The organism is Bacillus sp. MYb56 (genome assembly GCF_002976445.1).
In the GTDB taxonomy this organism is placed as follows: domain Bacteria; phylum Bacillota; class Bacilli; order Bacillales; family Bacillaceae_G; genus Bacillus_A; species Bacillus_A mycoides.
This window is the reverse complement of record NZ_PCOH01000008.1, coordinates 111,903-130,220: the sequence shown is the minus strand read 5'-3', so window position 1 is coordinate 130,220 and position 18,318 is coordinate 111,903. Positions and strand designations below refer to the sequence as shown.

General features: G+C 33.7%; 22 protein-coding genes. 6 read left to right on the top strand and 16 right to left on the bottom strand.

All coding sequences use genetic code 11. From position 1 onward, the window contains the following. The first annotated feature begins 83 nt into the window (after nt 1-83). Both CQ058_RS12620 and CQ058_RS32295 read left to right on the top strand, forming a co-directional pair. Nucleotides 84-380: a hypothetical protein gene (locus CQ058_RS12620; protein WP_002189378.1), complete on the top strand. Its 297-nt coding sequence runs from the start codon at nt 84-86 to the stop codon at nt 378-380. 4 nt (nt 381-384) lie between these two features. Then, nucleotides 385-690 carry a permease gene (locus CQ058_RS32295; protein WP_080019332.1) on the top strand — a complete coding sequence of 102 codons (306 nt, stop codon included), beginning with the start codon at nt 385-387 and terminating at the stop codon, nt 688-690. Here CQ058_RS32295 and CQ058_RS12610 read toward each other — a convergent pair. The 4 genes from CQ058_RS12610 to cbpA form a co-directional block, all read right to left on the bottom strand. Continuing rightward, entirely contained in the window at nt 663-1,229 is a 567-nt protein-coding gene (locus CQ058_RS12610) for a DUF1572 domain-containing protein (RefSeq protein ID WP_002193071.1), read from the bottom strand. The genes CQ058_RS32295 and CQ058_RS12610 overlap by 28 nt on opposite strands. Then, nucleotides 1,210-1,539: a chaperone CsaA gene (gene csaA, locus CQ058_RS12605; protein ID WP_001263027.1), complete on the bottom strand. Its 330-nt coding sequence runs from the start codon at nt 1,537-1,539 to the stop codon at nt 1,210-1,212. The genes CQ058_RS12610 and csaA overlap by 20 nt, the downstream gene beginning before the upstream one ends. A 66-nt stretch (nt 1,540-1,605) precedes the next feature. Beyond that, the gene (brnQ4, locus tag CQ058_RS12600) at nt 1,606-2,943 is read right to left on the bottom strand and encodes a branched-chain amino acid transport system II carrier protein BrnQ4 (RefSeq protein WP_407707699.1); all 1,338 of its coding nucleotides are present in this window, start codon (nt 2,941-2,943) and stop codon (nt 1,606-1,608) included. Between the two features lie 441 nt (nt 2,944-3,384). Then, a complete protein-coding gene (gene cbpA, locus CQ058_RS12595; protein WP_002031550.1) occupies nt 3,385-4,032 on the bottom strand; it encodes a cyclic di-AMP binding protein CbpA in 648 nt (215 codons plus the stop codon). 388 nt (nt 4,033-4,420) lie between these two features. Here cbpA and CQ058_RS12590 point away from each other — a divergent pair, with 388 nt between their 5' ends. From CQ058_RS12590 to CQ058_RS12580, 3 genes are all read left to right on the top strand, one after another. Next, nucleotides 4,421-5,290 carry a hypothetical protein gene (locus CQ058_RS12590; protein ID WP_002031551.1) on the top strand — a complete coding sequence of 290 codons (870 nt, stop codon included), beginning with the start codon at nt 4,421-4,423 and terminating at the stop codon, nt 5,288-5,290. A gap of 209 nt (nt 5,291-5,499) precedes the next feature. Next, on the top strand, nt 5,500-6,807 hold the full coding sequence (locus CQ058_RS12585; RefSeq protein ID WP_016120073.1) for a hemolysin family protein: 1,308 nt from the start codon (nt 5,500-5,502) through the stop codon (nt 6,805-6,807). A gap of 1 nt (nt 6,808) precedes the next feature. After that, nucleotides 6,809-7,291 carry a DUF456 domain-containing protein gene (locus CQ058_RS12580; protein ID WP_000217328.1) on the top strand — a complete coding sequence of 161 codons (483 nt, stop codon included), beginning with the start codon at nt 6,809-6,811 and terminating at the stop codon, nt 7,289-7,291. A 24-nt stretch (nt 7,292-7,315) separates the two neighbouring features. On the opposite strand, the gene CQ058_RS12575 is transcribed toward CQ058_RS12580, so the two are convergent. The 4 genes from CQ058_RS12575 to cls all read right to left on the bottom strand — a co-directional run bounded on the left by CQ058_RS12575 (nt 7,316) and on the right by cls (nt 10,233). Beyond that, the gene (locus tag CQ058_RS12575) at nt 7,316-7,936 is read right to left on the bottom strand and encodes an NAD(P)-dependent oxidoreductase (RefSeq protein WP_002031554.1); all 621 of its coding nucleotides are present in this window, start codon (nt 7,934-7,936) and stop codon (nt 7,316-7,318) included. A gap of 238 nt (nt 7,937-8,174) precedes the next feature. Next, nucleotides 8,175-8,354, bottom strand: coding sequence for a hypothetical protein (locus CQ058_RS12565; RefSeq protein ID WP_002012451.1), 180 nt, complete (start codon nt 8,352-8,354; stop codon nt 8,175-8,177). A 197-nt stretch (nt 8,355-8,551) separates the two neighbouring features. Next, nucleotides 8,552-9,016, bottom strand: a complete 465-nt coding sequence (locus CQ058_RS12560; protein ID WP_105589723.1) for a spore coat protein — start codon at nt 9,014-9,016, stop codon at nt 8,552-8,554. Between the two features lie 32 nt (nt 9,017-9,048). Continuing rightward, complete coding sequence (gene cls / locus CQ058_RS12555) at nt 9,049-10,233, bottom strand: cardiolipin synthase (RefSeq protein ID WP_002031488.1); 1,185 nt, start codon at nt 10,231-10,233, stop codon at nt 9,049-9,051. Nucleotides 10,234-10,392: 159 nt separating this feature from the next. Between cls and CQ058_RS12550 the strand changes: the two genes are divergently transcribed. Beyond that, complete coding sequence (locus CQ058_RS12550) at nt 10,393-10,479, top strand: YjcZ family sporulation protein (RefSeq protein ID WP_000505094.1); 87 nt, start codon at nt 10,393-10,395, stop codon at nt 10,477-10,479. A 129-nt stretch (nt 10,480-10,608) separates the two neighbouring features. Here the strand turns inward: CQ058_RS12550 and CQ058_RS12545 are convergent, their stop codons facing one another. The 8 genes from CQ058_RS12545 to cotH all read right to left on the bottom strand — a co-directional run bounded on the left by CQ058_RS12545 (nt 10,609) and on the right by cotH (nt 18,311). Beyond that, nucleotides 10,609-11,115: an acyl-CoA thioesterase gene (locus CQ058_RS12545; protein ID WP_002012448.1), complete on the bottom strand. Its 507-nt coding sequence runs from the start codon at nt 11,113-11,115 to the stop codon at nt 10,609-10,611. 119 nt (nt 11,116-11,234) lie between these two features. After that, nucleotides 11,235-12,104, bottom strand: coding sequence for a TIGR03943 family putative permease subunit (locus tag CQ058_RS12540; protein ID WP_105589722.1), 870 nt, complete (start codon nt 12,102-12,104; stop codon nt 11,235-11,237). 3 nt (nt 12,105-12,107) lie between these two features. Then, complete coding sequence (locus CQ058_RS12535) at nt 12,108-13,004, bottom strand: permease (protein WP_002031485.1); 897 nt, start codon at nt 13,002-13,004, stop codon at nt 12,108-12,110. A gap of 198 nt (nt 13,005-13,202) precedes the next feature. Continuing rightward, nucleotides 13,203-14,144 carry a magnesium transporter CorA family protein gene (locus CQ058_RS12530; RefSeq protein ID WP_000932392.1) on the bottom strand — a complete coding sequence of 314 codons (942 nt, stop codon included), beginning with the start codon at nt 14,142-14,144 and terminating at the stop codon, nt 13,203-13,205. A gap of 184 nt (nt 14,145-14,328) precedes the next feature. Next, nucleotides 14,329-15,708 (bottom strand): putative polysaccharide biosynthesis protein, encoded by a 1,380-nt coding sequence (locus tag CQ058_RS12525; protein ID WP_002031482.1) that lies wholly within the window; start codon nt 15,706-15,708, stop codon nt 14,329-14,331. A gap of 96 nt (nt 15,709-15,804) precedes the next feature. Then, nucleotides 15,805-16,407 carry an undecaprenyl phosphate transporter UptA gene (gene uptA / locus CQ058_RS12520; RefSeq protein ID WP_002031481.1) on the bottom strand — a complete coding sequence of 201 codons (603 nt, stop codon included), beginning with the start codon at nt 16,405-16,407 and terminating at the stop codon, nt 15,805-15,807. Nucleotides 16,408-16,511: 104 nt separating this feature from the next. Beyond that, nucleotides 16,512-17,129, bottom strand: a complete 618-nt coding sequence (locus CQ058_RS12515) for an NUDIX hydrolase N-terminal domain-containing protein (RefSeq protein ID WP_002031477.1) — start codon at nt 17,127-17,129, stop codon at nt 16,512-16,514. A gap of 105 nt (nt 17,130-17,234) precedes the next feature. Beyond that, a complete protein-coding gene (cotH, locus tag CQ058_RS12510) occupies nt 17,235-18,311 on the bottom strand; it encodes a spore coat protein CotH (protein ID WP_050000246.1) in 1,077 nt (358 codons plus the stop codon). Between the last annotated feature and the right edge of the window lie 7 nt (nt 18,312-18,318).

Genomic DNA, 18,318 nt, shown 5'->3' with positions numbered 1-18,318 from the left:
ACCCTCTCTATTTCAAGTTATGTACAAGCTCTAGAGAATAGACCGCTTAAATTCCGGCTATATTGTTAATGAGGTGAAATGAATTGAAGCTACTAATAGGAACATTACCAATCGTCTTATCATTTATTTTTTATTTGTTTGCTTTACATCCTAAAATTCGTATTGTGCTACATATTTCCGCATACTTAGCACTGTATGTACTCGGTACAGTTATTTCCATTAATATATACGATGTTTTAATACAAGATTTAGTTTTCATGACGAGCATTCATGGAATTTTACTGAATCCATTTTTCCTTATTGCAGGAGCGTATATAGGAACATACACTTTATACTTACTTTTGTCTTACATTATTACAAATATAAAAAATGGAGCGTAATGAAATGCAGCCACCATTCATCTGTCATAAATGTAAAAAAAGAATAACGAGAAAGAAAGATCTTATTACCTCTACACGGTATTTCCGCTTTTATTTGTTTCACAACACTTGTTTCAAAAATCAGCAATTATTTGTCTCACGCTTTATTCCTATAAATACACTCTTTGGTTTCTTTCTTATTACATATGGGCTTATTGCTGGCAGCATTCTAATGTTCACGGAGCCCTCTATCAATTGGCTTATTTTTTTGCTTCCTATTTTATATCGGTTTCTTTCATATTATTACGTTGAACGTTTTTTCTGTAAATAACTAGTAGATTGACCTCTAGGAATGCTTAAACACTCCCATTCATTTTCTTTTAACATTTTACCAATGTAAATGATTTGTCCAATATGTAAAGCATAATGAGAAATTTGCCTTTCGATCGCTTGCATGACAGTATGTTCTTCTCCGCGAATGTATACTTTCTGCAAAATCTGTTCTGCTGTTAAAGTATCCATCGTTTTAAAGACATACTCCCACCCTTCTTGCCACGCAGCAAGCGCTTCTTGTTTTGAATTGTAGCCACCTTCAAATTCACCATCTCGGTTACGATCTATTTTTTCGCCATCAGACGTTAAAAATTCCGTCCATCTTGAACGCATATTACCATGTAAATGTTTAATAATAATCGCGATACTATTTGTCTCTTCCTGAGCAGACCACATTATCTGTTCATAAGATAATTGAGAAAGTACACGTTCTCCTTGTTTTTGTGTTGCCTTGAAATTCGAAATGGCACATTGTAAATATTCTCGTCCGATATCCATGTTTACCCCTACCTTCACACTAACTAATTTTCGTTCCATTTGGCAATTCCATATTAGGCTGAAGCAACACAACATCACCAGCTTCAGGAACACCACCCAATACAAGCACTTCCGATTTAAATCCTGCCACACGCTTTGGCGGAAAATTTACAACAGCAACAATTTGCTGACCGATTAAGTCTTCTGGATTATATCTCTTCGTAATTTGAGCACTTGACTGCTTGACCCCAAGCTCCCCAAAATCAATTTCTAGTTTAATCGCTGGCACTCTCGCTTCTTTAAATTCCTCTGCCTGTGTTACTGTTCCAATTCTTACATCAAAAGTTAAAAAATCTTCAAAATTAGCCATTTTATCATTCCTCCCAATTATTACTTAGACAAAATACAAAAATCCCCTTTAAAAAAAGAAAGGCGCCTAAGCACCTTTCTTTTGTAATTCACTTAATTCATTTGATTTATAGAAGAAGAAACCGAGAATCCCGCCAATACATGATGGGATTAGCCATCCTATTCCTTCTTTATATAATGGTAACATTTGTAGCACATTAGAAATCGCATCAATTTTAATGTTCGCACTTTCTAAACCGTTAAAGAAACTAATTAACAACGCACCTAAAATAGCTCCAATATATATTGTATTACGCTTCCCTATCCATTTATGGAAATATGAAAGAACGATTAATACAATTGCAACTGGATAAATGATCATTAACACTGGTAATGTTACTGTGATTAATTGTGTTAACCCTAGGTTAGATACAATTAAACTAAATACACATACCATAGTTACAATCGTTTTATGCGAAAGTTTTGGGAATAAGTTTGTAAAGAAGCCAGCACACGCAGATGTTAATCCAACAGAAGTTGTTAAACAAGCGAGTATAATTACAAGTCCTAATAAAATTTTGCCACTTGTTCCATATAACTCATTTACAACATTCGTTAAAATAAGTCCACCATTCTCTGAGACACCAAGTGATGTACTTGTTGAACCAAGATAAGCAAGTGATAAATAGATTAACGTTAAACCAAGTACAGCAATAATACCTGATACAACTGTTATTTTTGCAATTTGACTACTCTCTTTTATCCCTTTAGAGCGGATAACTTGTACAACGACAATTCCAAATACGAGCGCGCTAATTGCATCCATCGTTAAATATCCTTGAATAAATCCACCAAAGAAAGCATTTTCTTTGTATGCCGCTAGCGGCGCAGCTGGTTCTCCAATCGGATCAATAATTGCCTTTCCGACAATAACAGCAACAATCAATACTAACAATGGTGTAAGAAATTTCCCGAACCAATCCACTAATTTAGATGGATTTAATGATAAATACCACGTTATTCCGAAGAAAACTATAGTGAAAAGAAATAGCATGTACCACTCAGAAACCATTGTCTCTGATAGAAATGGCTTCATACCCATTTCAAATGAAACAGCTCCAGTACGCGGAATCGCAAAAAATGGTCCAATCGCTAAATAACTAATCAATGGGAAAATAAACGCAAATATAGGGTGAACTCTAGAAGATAGCGCTTTCAAGTCCCCCTCTACAAACGCGACAGCTGTTACAGCTAATAGGGGTAATCCGACTCCCGTTACAAGGAATCCAATTGTAGCAATCCAAACATTTTCTCCTGCTTGTTGACCTAAAACTGGCGGGAAAATTAAATTTCCTGCTCCTAAAAATAGTGCAAATAACATTAAACCAATCGCTACCGTATCACCTGGCCTTAAACGTCCCTTCATGCTTTTCATTTGCATAGCACTTTTTCATTGTTTATATCTCTTTTCACAATATGCTATGCATCCTCCTCTCTGCTCAAGATGATAAAATATGCCCCTTACAAAGCAGTGTCTTTCTCCATAATTTCTCCATTCCCCTTATTCTTACTCTAATTATTAATTTTTGATTTTTTCGAAAATTTAACTCATTAGAGTGGTATAACGTGGAGTTTAGTTGTCAGACCTCTTTGTTTTTATCACACATATAGTAACATATTTAGTTGAAAAATAAAAACATATTTTCAATTTGATTTTTTTGAAAATCAAAATTATCTACATATACTTCCTTTATTCATTCTATTACACAAATATTTTTTTAAATTTACGATTCATATATTTTATTATATTTAGATATCTTTATGTGAAAGAAAGTAAAAGCCATCAAAAATAAGATGGCTTTACTTGTTAGTCTATCGTTTCAACTTCACGTGGATTTTTCATCTCTTCAACATACACAACTCTAAATCCATGATCTTCTAAATCCTTTAGCAATGTTTCTAATTCACTATCTTCAAACTCTTCTCCCAATGTAAACATTATTCTACGTACTAATAAAGCATCATTATCAAAAGTCATTAAGCTTTGAATACCAGTGTATTTCTTTAGCACTGTCGATAATTTTTGAATGGCCCCATTATAATCTTGTGTTCCAATCATGACAGAATATTTACTAGAATGGACTCCCCATGCATCTTCTAATAGTTCAAAAACTTTTTTATGAGTTAAAATACCAAGGAAGACCCCTTTTTCATCAACTACTGATAAATACGGTAGTTTTTTAATTGTAAAAAATACTTTAAAGAAGGAAGAGTCTTCTCTCACGTACCCATTTTTATCGTTCAATAATTGTAATACATTATCTTCAAGTGAACCTTTATATTCTAAAATATCTACTTTGTATACATTCCCTAAAAACTTCTCTTTTTTTTCATCTAAAACTGGTACACAACGATACCCCGTTTTATTTAAATGTTCCAGCATTTCCCCTATCGTAATTGAACTTGAGCAAAACAAAACTTCCCTTTTTGGCACATAATTCCCTTTAATCCTCATAAAAAAGCCTCCTTATGCTAAAATACTTTCTGTGCCATAACTATATTATATTTTCAGAAAAAAATAAATATATTATTTTATTTTTCTGAAAATTATTCATTTTTCCGTCATAATTTATTCATTAATCATACACTTATTTAAATTGAAACTTTAATAAGCGGGGATTTCCCCCCACTTATTATTAGCCTTCACCAATCGGGCTTTTACTGGCAGTCGATATACCCACCTAACTTCTACGCATTCGCCGCATTTTGAGGTAGAGTCTTACTGCCCGTTAAAGCGGGATAATCTCTCTAACTTACTTCGAGAAAAATATGTTGTAACTTTATCCGAAAAAAGCTAAAATAAGAATAAGAATTTTCTGAATATTCAAAGAGTAGGTGATTGTATGTCCTTATTGCGCTCACATATATGTAAATTTATAGCCGGTGTTTTGATTATTTTTGTCATAAGTCCCCTTCCAGCATTATTCATTACACATAATTACTCCTACTTAACTGGATTTGTAAGCATTTTTCATAATTTAGCACAGCCTTCTTCCATTTCAATTCCAACAATTGATTGGATGCATGAGCCTATCCTTTTCTCAGCAAATCAGCTTGTACATACCTCTAACCATTCGTCACCACTGTTCCCCTACATATGGGAAATATATTTTTTATCAATCGTTCGTTTCACATTCACTCTTGTAATCGGTTTCTTTATAAGTCTAGGAATTGGCCATCTATTTTTAAAAGCACCAAACTCATTAAAAAAGTGTAGTTCTTTATTTCGCTGGATACCGTATTCTTTTGGCACTGTGATATTACAATGTTCAGTCCTATTATCACTTCTCTACATATCTAAATTCATAAAGTTTCCTTTCTTCTCTTCTTTTATCATCGTATGTAGCACTTCTATGATAATCGTTATGCAAGCAATTAGAAAATGGCTACCGTTCTTAAATACTACTAATGAATACGAAATAAAAAATTCATCTTTCCTTGTTGATACGTTATTTATTGCGCTTACTTCCAATCATAAATCTATTTTGAGTTCCATTATTCTTTCATTCGTTTTTATGGAATGTATTTTTCATACAAACGGACTATTACAATTTATCGTCCAATTTGGTAGAAATGCACCTATAGTTGTCACAATTGGTTTATTACTACTTTATATTCCATATAGCATCTTATCGTTTCTCCAAGCTTTATGGACAACAAACCACTCTAAACAAAACACGTATACTTTAACTAGAAGTATTTCGAAACCATAACATAGAATAACCGTCTACTTAAATTAAAAGTAGACGGTTATTCCTATTATATAGAGGACAAAATAACAGCAAATTAAAAAACTACTATAGAAACCTACCATTATTTACCCATTTTCTTTGACTAATCTTTTCATTTGGATTTATTATAAAAGTATAACATAATTACAGGAGGTGACATCTTTATTCCAAATTAGGAATAAAGAACACACTTGGACATATTAAATATTTTTCTCATCTTTATACTTATCCTTATTTCTGGTTTTTTCGTTGCTTCAGAATTCGCTGTCGTAAAAGTACGAAAAAGTCGAATTGACCAGCTTGCTAATGAAGGTAATAAACAAGCATTAGCTGCAAGAAGCGTTTTATCTAACTTAGACGTTTATTTATCCGCTTGTCAGCTTGGCATTACTATCACCTCTTTAGGACTTGGTTGGCTTGGTGAACCAACTGTGGAACATTTACTGCGACCACTATTTGAAAAAATCAATATTACTGGAACAATGGCTAACACGTTATCCTTTATTATTGCTTTTAGTGTGATTACTTTTTTCCATGTTGTATTAGGCGAGTTAGTTCCTAAGTCTTTCGCAATCCAAAAAGCTGAAGCAATCACATTAAAATTTGCAAAACCGCTTATTTTATTTGATAAAATTATGTATCCGTTCATTTGGCTTCTCAATAGTGCAGCTATATTTTTCACAAAATCACTCGGTTTAGAGCCTGCGAAAGAAAATGAACTTGCCCATTCCGAAGAAGAACTACGACTCATTTTAGGTGAAAGCTATAAAAGCGGCGAAATTAATCAAACCGAATATAAATATGTAAATAATATTTTTGAATTTGATGATCGTGTTGCTAAAGAAATTATGGTACCTAGAACTGAAATGGTTTGTTTATCTACTGAAAATACGTTAGAAGAAAATATGAAAATCGTTGCAACTGAAAAGTATACACGTTATCCTATTATTGAAAAGGATAAAGATGATATTATTGGAATGATAAATACGAAAGAGATTTTTCATAATCAAACAAAAGGCATTTACAAACCACTTGATGCCTACATACATCCTGTTTTAACTGTATTTGAAACAGTTCCCATTCGTAAAACGTTAATACACCTCCAAAAGAACCGCGTACAAATGGCGATTATTATGGATGAATACGGCGGAACTGCTGGCCTTTTAACGATGGAGGATATTCTTGAAGAAATTATCGGAGAAATTCAAGATGAATTTGACGCAGACGAATCACCAATGATTGAAAAGCGTACTCCTAGGCTTACTGTTTTAGATGGGAAAGTACTCATTTCTGAAGTAAATGATATGTTTGGCCTACATATCGATGAAAGTGATTTAGATACAATTGGTGGTTGGCTTCTCTCTCAATCAATTGATTTAAATATTGAGGCTGGCTATTCAGTTGAATATGATGGTTTTCAATTTAAAGCATTAGAACTTGATGGGCATCAAATTAAAAAGATTGCTGTACATAAATTAGATACTACAAAGGAGTTATAAAGTGACTGTTTTACTAACAATTTGTATCATTGCTTGTTTCATTGTTTCATTTCTTGCCTTTATATACCCCATTATCCCTGGCATCCTTGCCGTATGGGCTGGCTATTTCATTTATCATTTTGGAATAAACGGCGGAGAGTTAACGACATCTTTTTGGATTATTCAAGTCATTTTTACACTCTTCATTTTCGTTGCTGACTTTATTGCAAATGGATACTTCCTAAAAAAATACGGAAGTACAAAATCGGGCGAACGTGTTGGTATGGTTTCTATCATTGTCGGATCGTTCTTCTTCCCACCATTCGGGCTTATTATCATACCGTTCTTATCTGTATTTATTACGGAACTAATGCATAAAAAGGCGCCAAAAGACGCCCTTTTAGTCGGAATTGCAACTGTTGTCGGTTTTTTAAGTAGTACAGTAGCGAAAGCAATTCTCCAAATCATTATGATTATCATCTTTGTATGCTATATCATTTTTTAGCCATCCCTATTTTGGGATGGTTTTTTAATATGAAATACCTACTCGGCTTTTCTCGTATAAGCTTTTATTACGTATACTCCATGTAAACTGAGCTGTATCACCAACTGTGATTTTCGATCCATCTGTTGGCAACATATCTTGTTCAGTTCGATATACACCGGTTACATCACCATCTATTAAATGCGTCGGACAAACAACAGTCCAACATAGTTTACTATTATTCAGCGCTTCATAAGCGGCTAAATGATCTTCCGCAGCTGTTGTCATTTTTCTTTTCGATTCTTTTGATTGGAAACGATATATACTTGGGTTTGTTCGTGCTTGTAAAATACCAGCAGTTCCTATTGTAACAATTTTCTTTATGCCCTCTTCTTCCATTTGCTTTATAATAATCGGTAAACTCTTCTCTAACGTCCCATTCCGATCAGTTCCAAGAGCACTAATTACAATATCACATCCTTTAATCGCTTCCTTTATATCATTTCCGTTTAACACATTTCCCTCTATAATATGTAACCTTTCATGCTCTGTTTCCACTCTACTCAAATCACGAACTAATACCGTCACTTCATATGAATCATGTAATGCCAATTTCATAATGTGTGATCCTACTCTACCTGTCGCTCCTAATATACATACTTTCATTTATTATCCCCTCTTCCATTCTTTCTCTCTATTTTTCCGCAAAACTTACAAATACGCAACAAAAAAGCTCCCTCATATATGTGAGGAAGCTCTATTATCCATTTATCCCGCATTAACGGGCAGTAAATTCGGCGAATGCGAGGAAATTAGGTGGGAGATAACTGCCCGTAAATGCCCGATTGGTGTGGGCTAATAATCAGTGGGGATGGACAAAATCCCCACTGATTAAAGTTTCACTTTATTTCTTTTCTTTCGAATCAGAAGATTTTTCTGTTCCACTTGTTTCTTTATCTTTCTTTTCATCTTGCTGCGAAGTTGTGTCATCCTCTTTCTTTTTATCCTCATCTTTACTACAACCTACCATTAATAAAGAACTTGCAAGTGCCATAGCAGCTAATGACTTAACCCATTTGTTCATTTGCGTTTCCTCCCTTTGATAGAATATGTACAACCCCATATTACTCTTTATTTTTAAAGGAAAGATTTAAAAACAGTAAAGATATTGTAAACTTTTGTAAATACTCTGATAACACAACTGGTTTGTCTCAATTCTTCTAATTGAGCCTTTCATTAGACATAAAAAAACTAAGACGCCTTTCATTCCGTCTTAGTTTTTCACGCAAACTTCTCACTTTCATTTTCATTTAAATGTTTAATTTTATATTCCTTCTTCACAACATATTGCCAAACACTATAAGCATAACGATTCATTTTCACAAAACAATTTTCCAAGAAAGAACGAAACTCTGGGTTCGCAACTTCCACTGCAACTTGAGCAAACTTTAATGCTAATCGCTTCAAATGTGAAATATAACAAATAGCAATCCCAATATCCCCTGTATACTCATTATCTGTTTCCCTATCCATTTCAGTAAATTCCGGCCACATTTGTTTACAAGTTATATGTTGTATATTTTCTCCTTCTTGAAAATTCACTTGTTCATTATATGCTTGTAACATATACGGTAAATGATGCTGCAAAATATCTTTTAATTCTTCATCTCGAACCTTGCTCGTGTATTCTCCAACTTTATATATAAGTGTGTAACTATATGTCATCAATTCTTTCATACAATCCATTAAAGCGCCTCCCTTCCTATTTCATCTCTATACTATAAATATGATGCGATAACATTTGATATTCTTGCTAGAAACCAATCCCATCTACTAATTTTCTCAAAATCTTCTTCAGAAAATCGTTTTGATTTATGAAAGTCTTCTTTTAATCGACTCCATACGTCAGCAACGACTGTCTTATCATATATGAAACAGTTAGATTCGTTATTTAAGTAAAAACTTCTATTATCAAAATTTGCTGTACCAATATCAACCATTTCCTCATCGATGATTGTTACTTTCCCATGAAAAAATCCATTTCGATATTGATAAATCTCCGCTCCAGCATCTAACATGTCTTTCAAATAAGGATAGGCAGCCTGTTTTAGCAATACTGCATCACTTTTAAATGGGACGAGGATTTTTACATGGACACCACGATTTAATGCATCTTTCAGCCCCTTCACCATTTCTTTACTCGGTACAAAATATGGTGTAGCGATAATTAAAGAATGTTTTGCCTTCTTTAAAAACGCTCCATACTCCTTCCATAAACCTTTTCCATTCGAAAATACGTATTGATATTTTACATTTCCTTGTACAGGTAACTCTTGGTGTATAGGAAACTTTTCTCCCGTATCTTCTTGCCAATCTTCCGCAAACTTCCGTTCCATATCAGTAGCTCCATTCCCTTCGATGCGTACATGATAATCACGCCACGGACCAAATTTAGGATCCTGTCCAAGATATTCCTTTCCGATATTGAAGCCACCAATGTACGAAACTTTCCCATCTATAGTAACAATGCGTCTATGATTACGTTGATGCAAAGAATAAAATAAGTTTTTTAATTTAGGTTTTTTACTAAATGTAAACTTCACGCCTTTTTCTTTTAATTGATTAATTATCTTTTTCTTAAGCTTATATCCGCCAATGCGGTCTACTGACAATTTCACAACTACTCCGCTAGATGCTTTTTTCTCTAATAACTGTAAGAACTTTTGGCTTATTTCATCTTTTCCCACAATATAAAAATGAATATACACATTCTTTTCTGCACGATTTATATCCTCAAATAAACTTTTATATAACTCATCACCGTTCGTATATACTTGAAAATCCCCTGATCGGATTTTTTCTAATTCATATCCACTAGCCATTTTCTTCCCCATTTCCACATCAACGTTCATCCATATGAATACACCTATAAAACAAATTATTACAATTAAAAAGCGCTTCATGGATACGTTCCTTTCTCTAACTACTGTTATTCCTATATCTTTCCTTTTTTAAAACATTATCATACAAAAAATATGTCATTGCATGATATACGTCCATATCAAACAGGAGCTCATCTGCATATTGTATGTTGTATCTTAAAATAAAAGGAGGAAATAACAATGGGCTTCGCACATGGTAATGGATTTGCGCTACTAGTCGTATTATTTATCCTCTTAATTATCGTCGGTGCTGCTTGCTTCTGCTAAGCAGTTATTGTAGTACGATATGAGGATGAAAAAACTATAAAAGCGGACACCTATTTTTAGGTGTCCGCTTTTCATTTCAAAAATCTCCTAACCTATTACAAAATAGTACCACTAGGAAAGTATTTTATATCAAAAAGTTAGCAGTGTAGCTACCTTCTTACTCTCTGCCTTACGAATATGGCGCTGTTCTGCACGTAACACAGCAATTCGATGCAATTCTTTCTCCTCTTCTGTCTCAGGGATAACACGCGGTACAGGAACTGGATTATTCTCCTTACTAAGCGCAACAAAAGTAACGAATGAAGTTGCTGCTACACGTTTTTTACCTGAAATTAAATCTTCTGCTACTACTTTCACAAATATCTCCATAGAAGTTCTTCCCGTCCAAATTACGAAAGATTCATAACTAACACAATCTGAAGAACGTACTGGATGTAAGAAATCTACCCAATCCATAGACGCTGTGACACATTCCATTCTCGAGTGTCTCGTTGCTGAAATTGAAGCAACCATATCCATCTCCGCCAATATCTTTCCACCAAATAGCGTGTTATGATCATTTAAATCCGTTGGAAATACTCGACTCGTTTTAAACACCCTTGATTCATTAGCTGTTTTACCCTTTACTTCAGTCATTGTTATCACCCCTTTAATTATTTATCCCTAATATCCCAATATACACTACATCTCATGAACTACACGTTTAATATTAACAATTTTTAGAACTTTTAGTCCACAAAAAAGAACCGATTTTATCAATCGGCTCCTCTAAACACATATTGTTCTTTCGGCTGTTCAACTTTATTCCATTTCGTTACCTCTAACACTGGAATATTCGCATGAAACGGCTGATAAAATTCAGTTGAAATTTCTCCCTCTATCTGAATCCAATCATCATTTTTCCACTCTACCCCTTCTGGTTTTTTAACTAACATACCATATACACCCGAATCCGCAACACAATGTATAATGCCGAAACGGAATAAGAAATATTGTTCCTTTTTAGAAGAATCATCTCGGAAAACAAATCCTTTATAAGACAGGGTTTTACCAGTAAATTCACCAGGATAATTATAAATTGTCTCCATACCCTTTAAGAAATCTTCATCTTTTAAAGTGATATTATCTTTCGTAACAAACTCTTCCTTCCCTTTTTCCATTACACCACGATATCCTTCTTTCCCGTAATAAATACTCGTGTCAGGTCTTAGAAATTGTCTTGTCATAAATGGATCTTTACTTTCTGCTTGCGCTACTGGAAAATGGAATCCCTTCGCCTTAACAATATCGGAATCTAATGTTGCAATTGGGAAAAACAATCCTGTAATGATTGGAAAACAGAATAACGTATAAGAAAACACTTTTTTCCACCATGTATTCTCATCTTTCGAATGATCATGCCCACAATGACTATGATCACAACTACAATCATGTTTCTCTTTTTCCTTTTGGTGCTCTTTTTGGAAAACGATAATAATTTGTACAATCGTTAAGAAACCTAAAATAATAGCAGCAGTTTTTGATAAATAGGCGTACTTCATATTTATATACTTCGTAATGTTACCGGAAATATGAAGCTGTCCAATTAAAATTGTAAAGCCTAATAATATATATGCTCGAAACATAACCTACCACCCCATCGCATAAATGAGTAGTGAGCTTGCATAAACAACAAGTGTAACTGTAACCGTCACAACAATTACAAATTTTGTTTTAAATGTCGCAAGCATCATAAACATATTTTTAATATCCACCATCGGTCCATATACGAGAAACGCGACAAGTGACGCTGTTGAAAATGTACTTTGGAACGAAGAAGCAATAAATGCATCCGCCTCTGAACAAAGTGATAAAATGAAAGCAAGTCCCATCATTACAGCTGATGAAGAAAACGGACCTTGTCCAATAGCAAGCAATGTTGAAGTTTGTACAAACGTTTGAACTGCAGCAGCAATTAACGCTCCTAACACTAAATATTTCCCCATTGAGAAAAATTCCTCAACAGCATGTGTACATACATCCCACATTTTTGCACGTAACGGACGCTTATGGTTCACTTCTGGGAAGTGATCATCTCTTAATTGATGTTCTTTAAACATAAATGATAATATAATTCCAACGATAATTGCTACGATAATCGCTACAATAGAACGATACCATACCATGTGCATACTACTTCCAAAGGCAACGTATGTTGCAAATAATACGACTGGATTAATGATTGGTCCAGTTAACATAAATGCAATCCCGGCATATGGCGGAACCCCTTTTCCGATTAATCGCCTTACAATCGGAACGATTCCACATTCACAGCCCGGAAACATCATCCCTAAAAAAGTAGCCATTAAAACAGACAGAAATCGATTTTTCGGCATCCATTTTGCTACCATATCTTCTGTTACAAACATTTGAATGAATCCTGAAATAAATACACCAATGAGCACAAAAGGAAGTGCTTCGATCAATATGGAGATAAAAATTGTATTCATTTGCAGGAATGCTTTCGGTAATTGAAACAATTCCATGATGTATTTCCTCCAACTTTTCATTAACAATATGTAATTTTAACCTCATTTTATGAATTGGACAAGACTTATACGGAATTCACCCCTTTCATATACATTACATTTTATAAGTTATATTCTATTCAAAATTTAGGATTTCATAGCAAAAAAGCTGCTCTAGCGCAGTTACACAACTATGCTAGAGCAGCTTTCTTCTCGTTAAAAGTAACGTTTCTTCCAAAAAACAAACGCTAATGTGAAAGATAGTGTTACACATATTATGAGTACAATTACAAAACCATGTGCTTCCCCTTCAAACGGAACCTTTACGTTCATTCCAAAGAAACTAGAAACCATCGTTGGTAACGATAAAATGATTGTAATAGACGTTAACAGTTTCATAACACTATTTAAATTATTTGATATAACGGAGCTAAAAGTATTCATCATTCCACTTAAAATGTGACTATATATTTCCGCCATTTCAATAGCCTGTTTATTTTCAATTAATACATCTTCTAATAAATCTTGATCGTCTTCATACATTTTTAAAAATGTACTGTTACGCATTAATTTTTGAATTACAATTTTATTCGCCTTTAATGATGTTGTAAAGTAAACTAAACTTTTTTCAAGGCCTAGCAATGTAAAAATTTCTTTATTTTTCATCGACTTATTTAATTGGTGCTCTAAATCGATTGTTTTTCTGTTAATTTGCTTTAAGTATCTTAAATAATAAGTAGAAATCGTATATAAGAGCTGAAGTGCAAAGCGTGTCTTTTTAAACGTATAAAATTCTTTAATACGTTGATTAATAAAACGTTCAAAAATTGGGTTTTCTTCTAAACAAATTGTCACAAAGCAATCTGGCATTACAATCATACCTATTGGAATCGTGTCATAAATCGAATTTCCTTCTTCATCATGTCTGACTGTCGGAATATCCACGATAATTAAAGTATTATTGTCTTCCTTTTCAATACGAGAGCGTTCTTCATCATCCAAAGGGTCTTTAATGAAATCTAAGTCTACATTTAAAGTTTGTACTAGATATTGAATTTCTTCTTCCGTTGGATGAAGTACATTAATCCAGCAACCCTTTTGCATTTCCTCAACCTCTTGTAGTTTTCCGTTTCGGTCTGTTAAATAAATATTTAACATACTATCACCCCGATTCTTTTTACATGTAGGAATCTACCTCTCTTACATAACAGTTTTTGAACCGCCATTCTCAGCATATGAAACATACGTTTAAATTTCAATAGAAAAATTATTTTGAAAACGTTTTTATAAGAAAAATATTCTAAACAAAGAAAAAGACAGAGTGCTCTCTGCCTTAAAAAGCTTATGTTGCCTTTATAACATATTTAGAAAGCATCCACAAGTTAAAGCCAACTGAAATCGTATAGCCAGCGTATGTTGAAATGATAAAACTTACATAATCAAAATACGGTAGCAATACAATATTTAAAACTATCTTCACAGTTATTCCGATTACTAATCCTAGCACTGTTTTCTGTTGTTGATTAATTCCTTGTAACATGGCAGCGGTTACTGTAAATAGTGAGAATAGTATACAAGCAGGAGCATAGTACTGCAAAATAATACTGCCCATCTCCGGATCATTTCCAGCACCAAATAAAAGAGTATACACTGGTTTTGCTAAAATCATCATTCCAATCGCCGCCGGTACGGTAATTCCTACCACTAATAAATTTGTCCTTGTAAAGTGTTTATACAGTAGCTTCTCATTTCCCGCTGTATAAGCTTTCGTCATCTCAGGTACAAGGGACATACTAAAAGCTGTTGCAACAGAAACCGGGATAAGTACAACCATCTGAACAAGGCCAATAATCGCATTAATCTTTTCTGCTTCTCCTTGCATATATCCTACTTGTATAAGTAGCTTATTAATTGTAAATGTATCAATCGTCTGATATAACGGAATCGCTAATCCAACTACAACGAAAGGAATAGAATATGTAAACAGTTCTCTATACAACGAAAAAAAAGTTTTCGTCGTTTGTGGTATACTGGCAATCTCTTTTTTCTTTAAATGTTTTCTCCTTCTTATATAATACGCACTTAAAACACTTAATCCACCTAGTGCTCCCATAAATGCTCCAAACGTTGAAATACCAACTGCCAACGAAACAGAAGCTTTTATAACATATAAAACGACAAAGCTTCCTATCAAAATAGTTAAGACCCGAAAAAATTGCTCTACAACTACACTGAGCGCAGAAGGTCCCATAGATTGAAAACCTTGAAAGAAACCACGTAACAAGCTCATTACAGGAACGAGTATTAACGCAAAACTTACAATTTGAATATTGTGCGTGACAGCTACCACACTATTACCCGACTGATCATTTCCATCAATCACAAGTTTAGCTAAATGTGGTGCTAACATATATAATGCTAAACAAGAAATAACGCCCATAATGACCATAAAAACGATACCACTCTTTAGCACTCTCTTAACAGTGTGATAATCATTGAGTTGATCATATTTTGAAACCATTTTTGAAACGGCAAGTGGCAATCCCATCGTTGCAATACTAAGCATAATTGTATAAGGACGGTATGCATACGTATATAATACGTACCCACTCGTACCCACCATTGCTGTAAATGGTATAACATATATAAACCCTAACATTTTAGATATCATCGTTGCCATCGTTAAAAATATCGTTCCACGTAAAAACGGTGATCCTTTCATCACATTCCCCCGCTACGCTTTATTATTACACATTATGGACAACTCCTTTTTTTTAGAACTGAAACAATAAAAAAAGCCAATGAAAAATCATTGACTTTAACGCGCTGCTTTTTTCTTTTTTAAATACTTTAAACCGAAGTATAGAGCAACAAAGAGAACAGCCCCTATAATTATGTAATGTGTGTAATCAGATGCATACTCTTTAATATGTCGCCAATTTCCACCAAGCTTTTCACCTAAGTATATAAATAGTATTGACCATGGAATAATCGCTACAACTGTATACAGTGTGAAAAGTTTTAATGGCATCTTAGCTAGTCCTGCCGGAATAGAGATTGCATGACGTACAATTGGGATAAAACGTGCCGAAAATATTACTCCAGCTCCGTAACGCTTAAACCAATTTTCTGCTATGTCTAAATGGTGTTTATTAATAAGTAGATATTTTCCATATTTCTCTACAACTGGACGTCCTCCATAGTATCCAAGCCAATATAAAAAGATTTGCGCTAAAGTACCACCGATTGTTCCAGCAATAACTGCACCGACAAAGCTAATTTTACCATCTGCGACTAAAAAGCCAGCATACGAAAGTACAATTTCACTCGGGATAATTTCAATCATTAAAGCTAGTGCTACTCCAAAGTAACCTAGACTTGCAAAGAATTGCAATAACTGATCTATTATGTTTGCTAACATTTTCTTTTCTATCTCCTTTTTTCTTCACATACCATCCCATTATTACATAAAGGTTGCATTCTGCCAATATCTTCATTTCAACAATATCATCGGCATAAGCATTATTAATCTATTAATATTTCTTTTTGAGGTTCTTTCATGTAGGCAAACATTTCTTTAATTTGCTCTTCTGTATTTCTAGCAATCGATAAATTAGGCAATTCATTCTCATCAAAAAACTCCACATCTTCTGTTTCAATACTAGTTTTCTTTTCGCCACCAATAATCTTACAGCCAATAAAAATTTTATATACATGTGTTGCTGAAGGCGATGGTTGATGTTTTTCTTTATCAAATATAGCGAGTAGCTTAAAATCATCTACTTCATAGCCCGTCTCCTCTAAAACTTCTTTTGCTGCTACTTCTGTTGGCGTATAACCAACATCAGCCCATCCACCTGGCAATGCCCATTTCCTATCACTTTTTTCTTTCACAAATAATAGTTTTTCATTTTGAAAAATAACTGCCCGTATATCAACTTTAGGTGTTTGATAGCCTGTCTCACTTGCAAATAAATTCTCTACTACTTCCCAATCTGTCTTTGTGTAATGTGACATCATTGAAACTGAAATGTCCCGTAATTGTTGGAAACGCTCTATATCATATACATCCTTAGAATACGTTAAACCCGCTTGAGCTATAGATTGTATTTGTTTTACCCAATCAATCCACTTGACCGTCATGTTTCCACATCTCCATTCTTTATTAAGTAAATATTACGTCAATTCAATCGATACATCTTTATTATACAAAAAAAGAGATTGATAATGTTCCAATCTCTTTCAAAATTAATCCAATTCATGTAAGTGGTCTTGTATATACTTCCTTCTTTTATTTATATATTCATCAATCATATCAGCTTCTTGATCAAATGTTTCTAATTTTCCTTTCATATATGGATCTTGTAGTAAATATGGACGAATCGATTCACACAAACCTTCTACTTTCGGCATCATAAACGAAACGGTAAATTGTTCTTCTAATATTTCTTCCAAAATACTTCGGTATTGTTTTCTAAAAACAGGTATATCTAACAATCTTGCACTTAACGTATTATACCCTTGAATCCGAATGTACTCATGATTAAGCGGTCTCCCTTGTACATCCCGCCCCCAAGTCGCATCGTAATCCCACGGTATCACTTCAAATAAATTTGTTTCATCATTATGATACAGTGCATAGTTATGAACAAAACCATCAAAATTTTGAGTCAAAATAACTCCCGCTAACCAACGTAAATATTTATCAACATTAAGGTATTTTCCGATCCCTTTTTCATACTCATCCCTCGATAGTGTATTTGCTTGAAAAACGAATTCACTAAGTTGCTCTTCACTATTTTCATTCGAACATTTAAATTCATACCCTGCAAAAAGCTCAGTTTTAACATCTTTATCTCTCTCGCTCATTAGAGAAAAATTTGCGTCATCATCTATCGCATAATAAATAGAACCACTCGGCAACCCTCTACTTTTTAAAAAGTTTTCATCAACCGATTCTAACTGTAAATATACACCTTGGGTTTGACCATTTATTTTTATAAACACATGCTGTGACTTCGGTGAAAGTACCCCAATATCATTAAAAAAGTCTAATGATAATTTGTTACGAATAAGGGATGGATCCATAAATTCAGAGTTTAAATGAAATTCCTTCACACCTAGAAATTTTTTCGGTTTATAAAACTGAACATGATATGACTTTTTCTCAAACTCACGAATATGAGCACCCCGATAAACGATATCAATATCATACTTCTTTTTTCCATATGTTAACTTTGCTGGCACTGGACTATCTGACCAAATGTCTTTTTTCATTTCCACTAAGTACATTGGATGAATAAAAAATTCATATGAAGGTAGCATATATTCT

Coding starts and splice junctions, on each gene's coding strand:
- CQ058_RS32295 (WP_080019332.1), top strand. CDS start 385: ATGCAGCCACCATTCATCTGTCATAAATGTAAAAAAAGAATAACGAGA.
- CQ058_RS12610 (WP_002193071.1), bottom strand. CDS start 1,229: ATGGAACGAAAATTAGTTAGTGTGAAGGTAGGGGTAAACATGGATATC.
- csaA (WP_001263027.1), bottom strand. CDS start 1,539: ATGGCTAATTTTGAAGATTTTTTAACTTTTGATGTAAGAATTGGAACA.
- brnQ4 (WP_407707699.1), bottom strand. CDS start 2,943: ATGAAGGGACGTTTAAGGCCAGGTGATACGGTAGCGATTGGTTTAATG.
- cbpA (WP_002031550.1), bottom strand. CDS start 4,032: ATGAGGATTAAAGGGAATTATGTGCCAAAAAGGGAAGTTTTGTTTTGC.
- CQ058_RS12590 (WP_002031551.1), top strand. CDS start 4,421: ATGTCCTTATTGCGCTCACATATATGTAAATTTATAGCCGGTGTTTTG.
- CQ058_RS12575 (WP_002031554.1), bottom strand. CDS start 7,936: ATGAAAGTATGTATATTAGGAGCGACAGGTAGAGTAGGATCACACATT.
- CQ058_RS12565 (WP_002012451.1), bottom strand. CDS start 8,354: ATGAACAAATGGGTTAAGTCATTAGCTGCTATGGCACTTGCAAGTTCT.
- CQ058_RS12560 (WP_105589723.1), bottom strand. CDS start 9,016: ATGGATTGTATGAAAGAATTGATGACATATAGTTACACACTTATATAT.
- cls (WP_002031488.1), bottom strand. CDS start 10,233: ATGAAGCGCTTTTTAATTGTAATAATTTGTTTTATAGGTGTATTCATA.
- CQ058_RS12550 (WP_000505094.1), top strand. CDS start 10,393: ATGGGCTTCGCACATGGTAATGGATTTGCGCTACTAGTCGTATTATTT.
- CQ058_RS12545 (WP_002012448.1), bottom strand. CDS start 11,115: ATGACTGAAGTAAAGGGTAAAACAGCTAATGAATCAAGGGTGTTTAAA.
- CQ058_RS12540 (WP_105589722.1), bottom strand. CDS start 12,104: ATGTTTCGAGCATATATATTATTAGGCTTTACAATTTTAATTGGACAG.
- CQ058_RS12535 (WP_002031485.1), bottom strand. CDS start 13,004: ATGGAATTGTTTCAATTACCGAAAGCATTCCTGCAAATGAATACAATT.
- CQ058_RS12530 (WP_000932392.1), bottom strand. CDS start 14,144: ATGTTAAATATTTATTTAACAGACCGAAACGGAAAACTACAAGAGGTT.
- CQ058_RS12525 (WP_002031482.1), bottom strand. CDS start 15,708: ATGAAAGGATCACCGTTTTTACGTGGAACGATATTTTTAACGATGGCA.
- uptA (WP_002031481.1), bottom strand. CDS start 16,407: ATGTTAGCAAACATAATAGATCAGTTATTGCAATTCTTTGCAAGTCTA.
- CQ058_RS12515 (WP_002031477.1), bottom strand. CDS start 17,129: ATGACGGTCAAGTGGATTGATTGGGTAAAACAAATACAATCTATAGCT.
- cotH (WP_050000246.1), bottom strand. CDS start 18,311: ATGCTACCTTCATATGAATTTTTTATTCATCCAATGTACTTAGTGGAA.